At 66.2% G+C, this 13082-nt stretch carries 11 protein-coding genes; 4 read left to right on the forward strand and 7 right to left on the reverse strand.

Annotation, left to right across the window (positions count from 1 at the left end; genetic code table 11):
* The first annotated feature begins 5 nt into the window (after positions 1-5).
* Both HBF25_RS01250 and HBF25_RS01255 read left to right on the forward strand, forming a co-directional pair.
* A complete protein-coding gene (locus tag HBF25_RS01250; RefSeq protein ID WP_166945801.1) occupies positions 6-941 on the forward strand; it encodes a hypothetical protein in 936 nt (311 codons plus the stop codon).
* Between the two features lie 94 nt (positions 942-1035).
* The gene (locus tag HBF25_RS01255) at positions 1036-1908 is read left to right on the forward strand and encodes a DUF481 domain-containing protein (RefSeq protein ID WP_166945803.1); all 873 of its coding nucleotides are present in this window, start codon (positions 1036-1038) and stop codon (positions 1906-1908) included.
* Between the two features lie 99 nt (positions 1909-2007).
* Here HBF25_RS01255 and hemC read toward each other — a convergent pair whose 3' ends face one another.
* The 5 genes from hemC to HBF25_RS01280 form a co-directional block, all read right to left on the reverse strand.
* Positions 2008-2928, reverse strand: coding sequence for a hydroxymethylbilane synthase (gene hemC, locus HBF25_RS01260; RefSeq protein WP_166945805.1), 921 nt, complete (start codon positions 2926-2928; stop codon positions 2008-2010).
* 72 nt (positions 2929-3000) lie between these two features.
* Positions 3001-3705 carry a LytR/AlgR family response regulator transcription factor gene (locus HBF25_RS01265; RefSeq protein ID WP_166945807.1) on the reverse strand — a complete coding sequence of 235 codons (705 nt, stop codon included), beginning with the start codon at positions 3703-3705 and terminating at the stop codon, positions 3001-3003.
* On the reverse strand, positions 3683-4726 hold the full coding sequence (locus tag HBF25_RS01270; protein WP_166945809.1) for a sensor histidine kinase: 1044 nt from the start codon (positions 4724-4726) through the stop codon (positions 3683-3685). The genes HBF25_RS01265 and HBF25_RS01270 overlap by 23 nt, the downstream gene beginning before the upstream one ends.
* A 44-nt stretch (positions 4727-4770) precedes the next feature.
* A complete protein-coding gene (locus HBF25_RS01275; protein ID WP_166945811.1) occupies positions 4771-5439 on the reverse strand; it encodes an alpha/beta hydrolase in 669 nt (222 codons plus the stop codon).
* A 586-nt stretch (positions 5440-6025) separates the two neighbouring features.
* A complete protein-coding gene (locus HBF25_RS01280) occupies positions 6026-6988 on the reverse strand; it encodes a GlxA family transcriptional regulator (protein ID WP_166945813.1) in 963 nt (320 codons plus the stop codon).
* A 102-nt stretch (positions 6989-7090) separates the two neighbouring features.
* Between HBF25_RS01280 and HBF25_RS01285 the strand changes: the two genes are divergently transcribed.
* Positions 7091-7378 (forward strand): hypothetical protein, encoded by a 288-nt coding sequence (locus HBF25_RS01285; RefSeq protein ID WP_166945815.1) that lies wholly within the window; start codon positions 7091-7093, stop codon positions 7376-7378.
* An 83-nt stretch (positions 7379-7461) separates the two neighbouring features.
* Here HBF25_RS01285 and HBF25_RS01290 read toward each other — a convergent pair whose 3' ends face one another.
* Both HBF25_RS01290 and HBF25_RS01295 read right to left on the reverse strand, forming a co-directional pair.
* Positions 7462-7947: a YybH family protein gene (locus HBF25_RS01290; protein WP_166945817.1), complete on the reverse strand. Its 486-nt coding sequence runs from the start codon at positions 7945-7947 to the stop codon at positions 7462-7464.
* Positions 7948-8244: 297 nt separating this feature from the next.
* A complete protein-coding gene (locus HBF25_RS01295; RefSeq protein ID WP_166945819.1) occupies positions 8245-10347 on the reverse strand; it encodes a prolyl oligopeptidase family serine peptidase in 2103 nt (700 codons plus the stop codon).
* 220 nt (positions 10348-10567) lie between these two features.
* On the opposite strand from HBF25_RS01295, the gene HBF25_RS01300 reads away from it, so the two are divergent.
* On the forward strand, positions 10568-12973 hold the full coding sequence (locus HBF25_RS01300) for a S9 family peptidase (protein ID WP_166945821.1): 2406 nt from the start codon (positions 10568-10570) through the stop codon (positions 12971-12973).
* The last annotated feature ends 109 nt before the right edge of the window (positions 12974-13082 follow it).

A 13082-nucleotide genomic window follows, 5' to 3' on the forward strand; every position in this document is an offset into this window, starting at 1 on the left:
CCTCCATGGCGGAACCGAACGACACGTCGACCGTCGCCCTGGGTCGCCAAGACCCGCCCGGCGACAAGCGGCGTGCCCAGTTGCTCTTTTCCGTGCCGACGGCAGTCATCCAGACCGCCACGGCAGCGGGCCATGGCCTGTGGATGGTCCTGGGCACGTCACTGGCCCTGGGCCTGTATCCCGATGGCCGTGGCGAGGTGCTGGTACCGCTGGCGATCGGCCTGGTACTGGTGAGCCTGGGCCTGCTGGCCACCTGCCTGCGCCTGCCCTTCGCCCCTGAGTGGCATGGCTGGAACCCGGTCCGCCGGATGATGCCGACCGCGGAAGGCCTGGTGGCGATGCTCAACTACATGCCCATGCTGGCCCTGGCCGGACTTGCGCGCGGTGGCAACGACTTCTGGGCCACGCGCGTGGCCGGCGCTGCCCTCATGCTGTGCAGCCTGGCCACCCTGGTGTTCACCAGCCGGGGCACGACCCGGCAGCTCGCCCTGCCGGTGGATCTGGCCACGATGGCCAATGTGCAGCCGCTGGGCCGCACGGTGGGGGCGCTGTTTGCAGGTGGCCTGTGGTTCTGGCTATGCGTGGCCGCACAGACGGAAACCCGGGGCGAACCGTTCAATCCCTGGCGGCTGGCGCTGCTGGCCGTGGGGCTCGCCACGGGTGTGGTCGAGGGTCTGCGCTGGCGCTCGCTGCGCCAGCTGGCCGAGGAGCGCGGCCAGACGGCATGGCTTACCACCGGCCGCAGCGGCGCATCCCTGCTCGGCTGGCGCTTTGGCGTGGCAGCCCTCTCCGTGGGGCTGCCCTGCGTGCTGCTGGTCACCCATGGCGAGGGGGTGGGGCAGATCGTGAGCGCCGGTGTGGCCGCGTTAAGCTGCCTTGTCGGTCAATGCCTGGAGCAGCGGCTTTACGGCCGCGCTTACGCCCAGCTGCCGCAAGGCTGAGGCGTACCAAAAGAACACGGCGCGGGGGTGCGCCACGTCCGGTCGCTGGAGCGGCCGGGCGCAAAACCATTCCAATCACCTATTCGGGAAGACGATGAAACAACTGCTTATCGCCACGCTCGTCCTCGCCGCGCTGCCCTTCGCTGCGTCGGCCCAGGACGCCAACGCCACGCCGCCTGCTGCCGACCAGAACACCAATGCAGCACAGAACGGCGGCTGGACCGGCTCGGGTGAATTCGGCTTCGCCTCGGCCCGCGGCAACTCGCGCTCCGAGAACGCGAACGCCAAGCTCGGCCTCAGCCAGGAAAACGAGGTGTGGAAGAACAACTTCTTCCTCAACGGCCTGCGCTCCAAGGGCGAGGTCTCGGTGCAGGACGGTGAAGGCAATACGGTCAACAAGTTCAGCACCACGGCGAACCGTTACGACACCGGCGCATCGGTAGGCTACAAGTTCGACCCGCGCAGCTACGTGGTGACGGCGGCGCGCTATGAGCACGACGACTTCGGCGCCAATACCTGGCAGGGCATTCTTTCGGTCGGCTACGGTTATATCGCGCTGAAGAACGAGCGCGCCGAGCTGTCCTTCGAAATCGGTCCCGGTTTCAAGCGCTACCAGCCGGCCAAGTCCACCCGTGACATCACCAACCCCGACGGCACGCCGGCGCTTGGTCCCAACGGCTCGCCGCTGACCGAACGCTACACGCCGAACGCCGAGAGCGAGGTGGTGGGTCGTGGCCTGGTCAACGGCAAGTATCGTCTTACCGCCAACACGGCGCTGGAAGACACGCTGCTGATCGAAGCGGGCTCGAAGAACCAGTACTACCAGAACGACATTGGTATCTCGGTCAGCATGACCAAGAAGATGGCGCTCAAGGTCGGCTACCAGATCCGTTACAACAGCGACACCCAGCCGGGCACGGTAAGCACCGACAAGCTGACGACGACCAACCTCGTCTACAACTTCTGATCGTGTAGGAGCGCGCCTTGCGCGCGACCGGTTGTCGCGAAACCATGGATACATTCGCGACAACCGGTCGCGCGCAAGGCGCGCTCCTACAGTTAGCGGTTATCGCTGGGGTTTGAGGAAATCTTCGGCGCCCTGCCCTATCAGCATCGCGGCCACTTCGTGGCCAAGCTCCACCGGCCGGTCGCCCTCGATTTCCGCACTGGCCCGGATCAGCTCGCCGGTGGCGGCATTGCCCACCAGTCCGTGCAGCACCAGGCCGCGCTCGGTTGGCACGCACCAGGCACCGATGGCCACGGCACAGCTGCCACCCAGTCGCTCGTTGAGTGCGCGCTCTGCGTCGATGGCCGTGCGGGTGTTCTTCTCGTCCAGCGCGGCCAGAAGGTCAAGTACACGCAGGTCGCCCTCCCGTGCCTCAACGGCAATAGCTCCCTGCCCCGGTGCCGGCAGCCAGTCCGGGCTGGCGAGACGGGCGCGGATGCGGTGTCCGAGACCCAGGCGTTCCACTCCGGCACAGGCAAGGATGATGGCGTCGTACTCGCCTTCGTCGAGCTTGCGCAGCCGGGTGTTCACATTGCCGCGCAGGTCGAGCAGTTCCAGGTCAGGGCGCAATGCGCGGGTCTGGGCCTGGCGACGCAGCGACGAGGTGCCCACCTTCGCGCCCTGCGGCAGGTCGGCGAACGTGGCGTAGGTGTTGCTGATGAAGGCATCGGCCGCATCGGCCCGCTCCACGATGGCGCCGAGCGTGAAACCCGGTTCCAGTTCGGCCGGCACGTCCTTCAGCGAGTGCACTGCGATATCGGCGCGACCCTCCAGCATGGCGACTTCCAGTTCCTTCAGGAACAAGCCCTTGCCACCCAGGGTGGCGAGTGAGCGGTCGAGGATTTCATCGCCCCGGGTGGAAAGGGGAACCAGTTCGACCAGCAGGCCCGGATGGGCACGGCGCAGCAGGTCGGCAACATGATTGGCCTGCCAGAGGGCCAGGGCACTCTGACGAGTGGCGATGCGAAGCGGGGCTGTCATGGATATTCCGTTGGATGGCGCGCTCATAGCCCGCCATTGTCCCGCAAACCCCCGTCGCGCGCAGCGCGACGATCAGCCGCGCAGCAGTTGCCGCAAGGCTGGCAGGTTGCGCCGGCTGACCTCCAGGCTGGCCTCGCTGCCATCGAGCCGGGCCATGACGCGGCCATCGGTGAGGGACTTCAGGCCGAGCAGGCGCTCCCGGGGCACCAGGCAGTTGCGGTGCAGGCGGATCAGGCGATCGCCGTGGCTGGCTTCCAGCTGGCGCAGCGAGTCGTCGATGAGATGGACGCCATGGGGGTGATGCACGGCGACGTATTTGTCCTCGGCCAGCAGGTAGAGCACCTCGGCGAAGGCAATACGGATCTCGTCGTTGCCCCGGCGCACACGCAACCATGTGCCGGAGGTCGACAATCGCACGGGCAGCCTGGCGGCGGCACGATCCAGCGCCTCGTCGAGGCGCTCGGTGCGGACGGGTTTGAGCAGGTAATCGGTGACGCCCAGGTCGAAGGCCTGCAGGGCATGGCCTTCATAGGCCGTGCAGAACACCACCTGTGGACGCATGGCGAGCGCGGCCAGACGGTTGGCCACATCGGTGCCGCGCAAGCCGGGCATCTCGATGTCGAGCAGCACCAGATCGGGATGCAGGGTTTCGCAGGCGGCGATCACGGCCTCGCCGTCACCGACGTCGCCCACCACTTCCACGTCGGTGCGTCGCGCGAGCAGGCCGGCCAGGCGTGCCCGCGCCAGCGGTTCGTCATCGGCGATCAGCACGCGCATGGGCGACCTCCGGAAGAAACAGGCGCACGACGAAGCGGGCGTCCTGTGCGGCGGCATCCACGCGGGCGCGTTCGCCGTAGTGATAACGCACACGTTCGCGGACGCTGCGAAGGCCGTGCCCCGTACCTGCGGGTGCGGGAATGCGTGGCAGAGGGTTATCCACCTGCACGTCCACGCCGCCTGCTACGCGTCGGATCACGATGCCCAGGGTGCCCCCGTCGATGCGTGGCTGGATGCCATGACGTATGGCGTTCTCTACCAAGGGCTGCAGTAACAGGCGAGGCAGCGGGAGTGTGTCGGGTGCATCCAGCACGCGCTCCACGACGAGGCGATCTCCCAGCCGCAGTGTCTCGATTTCGAGATAGCGGTCGATCAGTCGCCATTCGTCGCCCAGCGTGCCGATGGCATCGCGGTCGTTGCCCAGTGCCGCGCGGAAGAGTTCGGAGAGGTTTTCCACCGTGCGTTCCGCCGCGGGCGGGTCCACGGCGATCAATGCCGCCACGGTGTTCATGCTGTTGAACAGGAAGTGCGGCCGGATGCGTGCCTGCAGCGCAGCGACCTGCGCCTGCGCCTCCGCCGCGACACGTGCCTGCCATTGCCCTACGACATAAAAGTAACGCAGCAGGCAGGCGCCAAGCAGGCCGGCGGAGAGCATGGCCATCACCGTGAACCGTTGCGGTTCGGCAGGCCCGATGCCCAGGGACAGGCCATGATCGAGCCAGCCCAGCACGGCGGCCGCGACGCCCGCCATCGCCACCAGCACCAGCCAGACCGCCGCATACGGCCAGGGTCCTGGCAGCCGCTGCATGGCCGGACGCAGCTTGCACAACGCCACGGTCAGCAGCATCGACAGCCAGCTGGTGAACAGCACCGCGGCACTGTATTCGCGCCAGCCGCCGGTGGCGCCCGGCGCGAGCCGCATGAGGCTGACCGTAAGTGCCCCCACGACCAGCAGTGCGAACAGCACCGGCAGGCTGCAGAAATCGGGCAGGGGCGAGGACGGGCGGGGCGCGGTGGACATGCGCGGAGTATGCCGGATGCCTCCCGGCACGGACGCGCGCAACGTCACGCAGCGGTGAATCGCTCCGTGAGCCACGCGCGAATATCGGCGATTTCCGGCAGGGATACCTGGTGACCCATGGGATAGGTATGCCAGTCGATGCGATGGCCGAGGGTTTCGAGCAACTGGCGGGAGTGCTCGCCTAGCTGCAGTGGCACGACGGGATCGGCGACGCCGTGACCCCAGAAGATGGGCGTGGCGTGGTTTGCACCGGCGCGCTCGGCCTCGATGGTGTCGTGCAGCGGCAGGTAGGCGGACAGCACCAGCAGGCCGGCCAGCGCTTCGCGATGGCGCAGGCCCGCGGAGAGCGTCATGGCGCCGCCCTGCGAGAAGCCGGCCAGCACGATGCGTGAGGTGGGCACGCCACGCTCGTTCTCGCGGGTGATCAGCTGTTCCACTTCGTCGATGGATGCGCGGATGCCTTCGGCATCCTGCTTGTCGGCGATGGCCAGGCCCTTGATGTCGTACCAGGCGCGCATCGGCACGCCGTTGTTCACCGTGACCGGCCGCACGGGCGCATGCGGAAACACGAAGCGGATACCAGGCCATGCCGGATCCACCAGCTCGGGCACGATCGGCGCAAAGTCGTTGCCATCGGCCCCGAGGCCATGCAGCCAGATCACCGACCAACCGGGATCGGCCTGGGTTTCGTGTTCGACAGTAGGCAAGGTCATCGCAATGATCCAGCAAGGCAACAACCCCACATCCTAACGTAACCCTGTAGGAGCGCGCCTCGCGCGCGACCGTTTGATACGTGGCGTCTCCGAATGATGGCGCCCTCCTACCGAAGGTGTGGGAGCCGATCGCATCGGCGATTCTGCGCTCCATAGGAACCCAATCCTTATGGTGTTTCGCTCCGTAGGAAAGGCTCGCCTTTCGGCCTCGCGCTCGGCGCGTGAGGCGTGGCGGCGCACGAGGCGACGGGGGCGGCCCTTGTCGCTCCGGCCTGCGGTGTCCCTCGGGAAAGGAGAGCCGCTGACGCGGCTAGTGTCTTATGGCTTCGCCCCTTCGGGCCCGGTGAGCGGGCGGGGTTTCCTGACTCGACATCCTGTCTCGGCAGGAAAGGCCGGCCTTCCTGGCCGGCCCCGCTTCGCGGCCTTATCCGCCCACTCCCCTCACCTCCATCAGTCGCGCCAAGGGCCGCCCCCGCCGCCTCTCCATACGTGATCGCAGGCTGTTGTAGGAGCGCGCCTGCGCGCGACCGGTTGTCGCGAAAATTTTCATCGTTCCGATATCACCGGTCGCGCGCAAGGCGCGCTCCTACATGAGGTCGGTGCGTAGCTCGCGTACTCCCCTGCCCAGTCGCTGGCGTAGCAGGCTGCGCAGCGTGGCGCCGTCGCCGTAGCCGACTTCCGCGGCGATGGATTCCAGGTCGAGCTTGCTGCCGTGAAGCAGCGACTGCGCGCGCTCCACGCGCAGGTCCTGGAAATAGGACAGCGGCGACTTGCCCAGCACGGCTTCGCAGCGACGTTGCAGGGTGCGCGGGCTGGTGGCCAGTGCGTTTGCGGCATCCTGCAACGAAAAACCTTCCTTCAGCCGGTCGCGTGCCCAGCGTTCGAATCGCTGCACGAGCGGATCGGCCTGCGCGAGGTGGTTGGGAATGATGTAAGGCGCCTGCAACGAGCGTAGGTCGGCCAGCAGGTACCGCGACACGACGGAAGCCAGTTCCGGACTGGTGCGACGTATCAGCCACAGGGCGAGGTCGAGGTGTCCCATCGCGGCACCGGCGGTGACGCCGATATCCGTGGGCACCAGCATGCGCGATTCATCCAGTTGCACACGGGGATAGCGCTGGCGGAACAACGGCCCCAACCACCACGTCGTTGTCGCCTCGCGGCCGTCGAGTAGGCCGGTTTCGGCCAGCAGGAAGGTGCCGATGCACGAGGCGGCCAGCTGCGTGCCATCGGCGTGCCAGGCAAGTAATTGCGCCGTGGCTTTCCTGACATCCGCGCGTGCCAGGGCGGGAACGAGTGTATCGGGCGTTCCCGTGGCCAGCGCCGGCACCACGATCCAGTCGGGGCTGGGTGTTCCGGCCATGGGTGTGGTGGGCATGAGCATGCCCAGCGCGGTCTTCACCCGTTTGCGCATGCCCACGACGGTGAGCTGGAAAGGTGGCGTGCCACCCTCGCGCATGGCGAAGCGGTTGGCCATGGACAGGGCGTCCAGCAGGACGGTAAGGCCCGTATCGAACAATCCTTCGAGGGCGAGGATGTGAATGTGCATGGCGTGAATGCCTCTAATGTTGTCGTTTACGACAATACCAGCGCCGCGTGCCGATCACTAGATTGAGCCCTCCCCACACACGGTCCCTCAAGGAGGCCACTCATGAAAGTGTTCGCAATCGGCTCGGGCAACGCTCCCCTTACTCCGGAACAGCGCCAGCAGTACATGCCGAGCGAGGTACCCGCCACGCTCAGGCTTTACCTGGACGGCAAGATGGACCAGTTCTGGTTCCGTGGAGACACGCCTGGCGTGGTCTTCCTCATCAACGCCGAAACGGTCGAAGAGGCACGCGACATCGTCGGAACGTTGCCACTGGCGAAGGCAGGCATCCTGAACTTCGACTTCATTCCGGTGGGCCCGCTGGCGCCGCTGGGCATGCTGATCGCCTGATGGAGTGACATCACCTGCCGGGCGCGAGGGTTCGGCAGGTGATGCCTTGAAGGCAGGGACATCCGGCGGAAATTCCTGCCGCGTCAGAATGTGTAAAGCTCGCTGGCAATCTTCCAGCGATCACCGATTTTCACCAGCTGAAGCACTTTCCATCCGGCTGCGGATTCCGGCTTGCCCGACACGCGCTCCGTCACGAAGTCGAGCGAGACCTGCGCGAGCGGCCCGTTCTGTTCGATGTGGATATTCGAGAAGCGCTGTCGGAAGTGCTGTCCGCTTGCGAACACGGCCTTGCGAAAGGCTTCGTATTGGCGCAGGTCTACCGGTGCATTTGTGGCAGGTGTCGTTGCGACGTCAGAGAACGGAATCCGGTCATCCAGAAGCATGTCGCGAAAACCTGCTTCATCGCCCTGCGTGACGCATCGCGTGTAGTTCGCCAGCAGGGCTTCGATGGCCCTGCGATCGCTGTCGTTAGACCGGTGTGCGGTAGTCGTCGGTGCAGGAGAGGCAAGCGCAGATACGGTAACCAGCTGCGCGGCGAAAAGCGCGAGACAAAGCGGAAGGGCTTTCATGCAGGGGGCTCAGGGGGCGGGTATCCAGAGCATAAGCGACGGCGGGTATCCCTTGTAGGAGCGCGCCTGCGCGCGACCGGTTGTCGCGTAAACATCCATGCATTCGTCATGCCGGTCGCGCGCGAGGCGCGCTCCTACAGGGGGGCGTTGGTCGTCGGTACGGTCGGCCCGGTAGCCGCGGTGCATTGTAGGAGCGTGCTTGCGCGCGACGGGTTGGGCGGCAACGCCGACAGATTGCGCAATGAACGGTCGCGCGCGAGGCGCGCTCCTACAAGGAGGCGCCTGCGCGCGAGGGGTTTATTCGCCCAGGCCAAGCTCCGTGGCGAAGAATGTCATCGACAGCGCCGCATTGCCTACACGCTGGCTGAAAGGCGCACCGATGCCATGCCCCGCATTCATGCGCGTCAGCAGCAGCACCGGCTGGCCGGACGTGGTGGCGTCCTGCAATGCCGCGGCGAACTTGCGCGACTGCCAGGGCGCGACGCGCGGGTCATTCGCTCCGGTGGTGAGTAGCACGGCGGGATACTTCGTGCCCTTCTTCACGTTGTGCAGCGGCGAATAGGCCAGCGTGGCCTTCGCCTGCGCGGCATCCTTCACCGTGCCGTATTCGCTGACGTTGTACGGGCCATTGGCGAACGCTGTTTCGTGACGCGGCACGTCGTAGATGCCGACCATGCCGACCACGGCACGGTACTGCTCCGGGTGCTGCACGAGCGACGCGCCCATCAGCAGGCCGCCGTTGCTGCCGCCGAGGATGCCCAGGTGCTGCGTGTCGGTCCACTTCGTGTCGATGAGTGCCTGCGATGCGGCATAGAAGTCGTCGAAGACATTCTGCTTGTGCAGCTTCTGGCCCTGCTCGTGCCATGCTTCGCCGAACTCGTTGCCGCCACGGATGTTTGCGTACGCAAGCACGCCGCCGCGTTCCAGCCAGGCGAGGTTGGGGCCGATGAAGCCCGGCGTCACCGGGATGCCGAAACCGCCGTAGCTGTACAGGATGGTCGGGCGCTTGCCGTTCGGTGCGATCCCGTCCATCGAGATCACCGTCACCGGGACCTTGCTACCGTCCTTCGAGGTGCCGTCGATACGGGTGACACGCACCTTCGAATAATCGGCCGCTGGTTTCACTTCGAAGATGGTCTTCAGGGTGCCGGTCTTGCCGTCGTACTCGGCCCAGTGCGTGGGCGTGGTCCAGCCGCCGTAGGTGATCAGTGCCTTGTCCTGGCCCTTCTCCGAGGCGATGCCGCCGATGCTCACGCCCGTGGCGGGCAGCGGCACGCGGCGCACGAGCGTGGCCTTCGCATCGTACTGGTCGGCCCACCAGTCGGGACCGGCGCTGCGCACCACGAGGAAGCCGTCGCCCAGTGGCTTTACCTTCTGGATGGCGCCGTCGCCCTGGGCCAGTACGTCGGTCGTCTTGCCCTGGGCATCGACGGCCACGATGCGGCCGCGCGGTGCGTTGGCGAAGGTGACGACGAACAGGCGGTCGCCGACCCAGCTGGCCGAACGCACATCGGCGTCGCGACCCAGCACCTTGCGGAATTCGCCCTTGCCGTCGCGCAGGTAGACCTCGGCCGGACCGCCGTCACCCTCGTTGGCCAGCAGCGCGGTGGACTTGCCGCCGCGACCTTCGTCGAGAATGTATTCGGCGATGGGCGAATAGCCCTTGCCGAACACGGTGGTGTCCTTTGCCGCCGGCTGGCCTATGACGTGATGGGCCAGGTAGGCGTCGAAGCCGGTCAGCGGCTTGTCCTTGGTGGGGGCATCGAAGCGGGCATAGGTGACGCCCTTCTCGTCGGCGTCCCAGGCCAGTGCCTGCGGGGCGGTACCGCCACCGGCCCAGGGCAGTTCGTCCGGCAGGGCCTTGCCCGTGCTGGTATCGAGGATATGGATGGTGGTCAGTTCGCTGCCGCCTTCGGCCGTGCCATAGGCAAGATAACGACCGCTCGGCGACGGCCAGTATTCGGTGATTGCCGTATTGCCGTCACCCTTGTTGAGATCGACCAGCACGCGGGTGTCGCCGTCAGGCCATTTCTTCGCGACCAGTACCGGCTGCGGCTGGGGCGGCGTGTTCTCGAAGTAGAACAGCGTGCCGCCGGCCAGCGTCGGCGACGAGCGGGTGGTGGAGGTGATCGCCAGCTCGCGGATGCGCGCGCTCAGCTCCTTGCCCAGCGGCATGGCGCCGATGGTGGACTCGGTATAGGTGTTCTGGGCCTCGATCCACTGCTTTACGTCGGCCGCTTCGGGGTTTTCCAGCCAGCGGTAGGGATCGTTCACCGGCACGCCGGCCAGCGTCTCGGAGACCATCCGCTTGGGCGTCTGCGGTGGCGTGCCCGGGGCGGCATGGGCGCTGAAGGCCACGAGCAGGCTGGCGGCGAGGAGACGGGGCAGGATGACGCGCATGGAGGCGGCCTCATGACAAAGGGGGACCCGAGGGTAGCAAACCCTCCACCCACCCCACCCCTGCCGGGAGTCCTGTATGTAGGAGCGCGCCTTGCGCGCGACCGGGGTATCGCAAGACATGATGGATATCGTCACCCCCGGTCGCGCGCAAGGCGCGCTCCTACAAGGGGTGTGTGGCGGTTATGCTGGCTTCTTTTGTCCTCGCGGAAGCTCTTTGTTTATGCGCGTACTCGCCGCTGCCCTCATCACCGCCCTGGCCGCTGCGCCGGCCCTTTCGGCCCAGGCGCCGCTCGACATGGAAACGATCATGGCCGATCCGGACTGGATCGGGCCGGCGGTGGAACTGCCTTACTGGAGTGTCGACGGACGCCAGGTCTACTACGCGCTCAAGCGCGATGGCAGCCCGGTGCGCGATCTCTATCGCGTCGCTGCGTCGGGCGGGGCGCCGGAGCGCCTCGACCCCACGGCGGTGGCTGCGGCCGACGGCAATCACATCGTGTACGACCGCGCACACCGTCACGCAGCCTTCGTGCGCCACGGCGATGTCTTCGTGCGCGACCTGGCCAATGGCAGCACCACGCAGGTGACCCGTACTGCCGCGAAGGAAGCCGAGCCGCGCTTCTCGCTCGACGGTCGCCTGCTCACGTTCCGCAGCGGCAATGACTGGTTCGCGTGGTCGATGGCCGGTGGTCCGGCGGCGCCGGCGGCCGTGCTCAAGGAAGGCGAAGACCCGAAGCAGCGCAAGAGCGACGACCTGAAGGACGACCAGCAGGCGCTGTTCAAGACCCTGCGCCAGCTGCGCGCGGATGAAGACGCCATGCGCGCGGACGCCGACGCACTCGCCGCCGCCGATACGGGTCGCGCGCCGCAGCCGTTCTATCTGGGCAAGGATGTGTCGGTCTCCGATACCTCGCTCTCGCCCGATGGCCACTGGATGATCGTGGTCACCCAGGCCAAGGATGCCGATCAGGGCAAGGTCGCCGACCTCACCCGCTACGTCACCGATTCGGGTTACGCGGAAGCCGAAGCCACGCGCCCCTACGTGGGTCGCAACGATCCGGCACCGCAGTCGCTGCACCTGCTCGACCTGCGCAAGCACGCCAGCTTCGACCTCGATACGGCCACGCTGCCCGGCATTTCCGACGATCCGCTGGCCGACATCCGTGCGAAGACCGTCGCAGCGTTGCGCAAGGACGGCAAGAACGATCGCGCCGACGCGCTCGCCGCGCCGAAGAAGCGCCCACTCATCGTCAACAGCGAATACAGCCAGGGCATCGTCTGGAACGATGAAGGCAGCCAGGTGGCCGTGCAGCTGCGCGCCATCGACAACAAGGATCGCTGGATCGCCACGGTGGATTTCGACCGCCATGCGCTGGTCACCCAGCATCGTCTCACCGACAAGGCCTGGATCAACTGGGATTACAACGATTTCGGCTGGCTGCGTGACGGCCGCACGTTGTGGTACCTCAGTGAGGAAAGCGGCTGGTCGCAGCTGTATACGCGCGCGCCCGGTGGCAAGGCCACGGCGCTGACCTCCGGCCACTTCGAGGTGGATCACCCGGTGCTGTCGCCGGATGGCAATACCTTCTATGTGCGTTCCAACAAGGTGGCGCCGTACAGCTACGACATCTACAAGGTGCCGGCTGCCGGTGGCGAGCTGTCGCGCATCACGCGTTACGAAGGCCTCGACGACTTCTCGCTGTCGCCCGACGGGCGCTCGCTGGCCGTGCTGCATTCGTCGGCCTACGTGCCGTCGCAGCTGGCGGTGATCGGCGTGGATGGTGGCCAGGGTCGCGATCTCACCGATACGCGCAAGCCGGGCTACAAGGCGCGTGAATGGATCGCACCGAAGGTGGTGGAAATGCCCTCCAGCCATGGTGCGGGCACCATCTACGCCAAATTTTATGGCGAAGGCGCGGCACCGGCCTCGGGGCGTCCGGCGGTGATCTTCGTGCACGGTGCGGGCTACCTGCAGAACGTGCATCTGTCTTATCCCGCGTACTTCCGCGAGCAGATGTTCCACAACATGCTGGTGCAGCGCGGCTATGTGGTGCTCGACGTGGATTACCGCGCATCGAAGGGTTACGGCCGCGACTGGCGCACGGCGATCTACCGCCAGATGGGTCATCCGGAACTGGAAGACCTGCTCGATGGCAAGGCGTGGCTGGTGAAGAACCAGGGCGTCGATCCGAAGCGCGTGGGCATCTACGGCGGCAGCTACGGCGGTTTCATGACGCTGATGTCGCTGCTGCGCGCACCGGGCGAGTTCGCGGCAGGCGCGGCCTTGCGTCCGGTCACCGACTGGACCAGCTACAACCACGAGTACACCTCGAACATCCTGAACGACCCGCAGCTCGATCCGGAGGCGTATGCCACCAGCTCGCCGATCCGCTATGCCGAGAACCTTTCTGATCCGCTGCTGATGGAGCACGGGCTGATCGACGACAACGTGCTCGCCAGCGATACCGTGCGCATGTACCAGCGCTTCATCGAGCTGCACAAGAAGAACTTCTGGATGTCGCTGTACCCGCTGGAGCGCCACGGCTTCGTCCACCCGGATTCCTGGTACGACGAATACCGCCGCATCGACGAGCTGTTCAAGGAACGCCTGGAAGGCACTCGCTGAGTAGCCAGCGAAGGTAACCTGCACAGGAACGACACCCACGCTCGTCGTTCCTGTGAAAACAGGAACCCAGCGCCCCGGTTTGCCAGCAGGGCGAAGACGCTGCATCGGC

This window comes from Luteibacter anthropi (assembly GCF_011759365.1).
Taxonomy (GTDB): domain Bacteria; phylum Pseudomonadota; class Gammaproteobacteria; order Xanthomonadales; family Rhodanobacteraceae; genus Luteibacter; species Luteibacter anthropi.

Excerpts from the sequence above, each read along its gene's own strand:
- HBF25_RS01250 (WP_166945801.1), top strand. The coding sequence starts at position 6 with ATGGCGGAACCGAACGACACGTCGACCGTCGCCCTGGGTCGCCAAGAC.
- HBF25_RS01255 (WP_166945803.1), top strand. The coding sequence starts at position 1,036 with ATGAAACAACTGCTTATCGCCACGCTCGTCCTCGCCGCGCTGCCCTTC.
- hemC (WP_166945805.1), bottom strand. The coding sequence starts at position 2,928 with ATGACAGCCCCGCTTCGCATCGCCACTCGTCAGAGTGCCCTGGCCCTC.
- HBF25_RS01265 (WP_166945807.1), bottom strand. The coding sequence starts at position 3,705 with ATGCGCGTGCTGATCGCCGATGACGAACCGCTGGCGCGGGCACGCCTG.
- HBF25_RS01270 (WP_166945809.1), bottom strand. The coding sequence starts at position 4,726 with ATGTCCACCGCGCCCCGCCCGTCCTCGCCCCTGCCCGATTTCTGCAGC.
- HBF25_RS01275 (WP_166945811.1), bottom strand. The coding sequence starts at position 5,439 with ATGACCTTGCCTACTGTCGAACACGAAACCCAGGCCGATCCCGGTTGG.
- HBF25_RS01280 (WP_166945813.1), bottom strand. The coding sequence starts at position 6,988 with ATGCACATTCACATCCTCGCCCTCGAAGGATTGTTCGATACGGGCCTT.
- HBF25_RS01285 (WP_166945815.1), top strand. The coding sequence starts at position 7,091 with ATGAAAGTGTTCGCAATCGGCTCGGGCAACGCTCCCCTTACTCCGGAA.
- HBF25_RS01290 (WP_166945817.1), bottom strand. The coding sequence starts at position 7,947 with ATGAAAGCCCTTCCGCTTTGTCTCGCGCTTTTCGCCGCGCAGCTGGTT.
- HBF25_RS01295 (WP_166945819.1), bottom strand. The coding sequence starts at position 10,347 with ATGCGCGTCATCCTGCCCCGTCTCCTCGCCGCCAGCCTGCTCGTGGCC.
- HBF25_RS01300 (WP_166945821.1), top strand. The coding sequence starts at position 10,568 with ATGCGCGTACTCGCCGCTGCCCTCATCACCGCCCTGGCCGCTGCGCCG.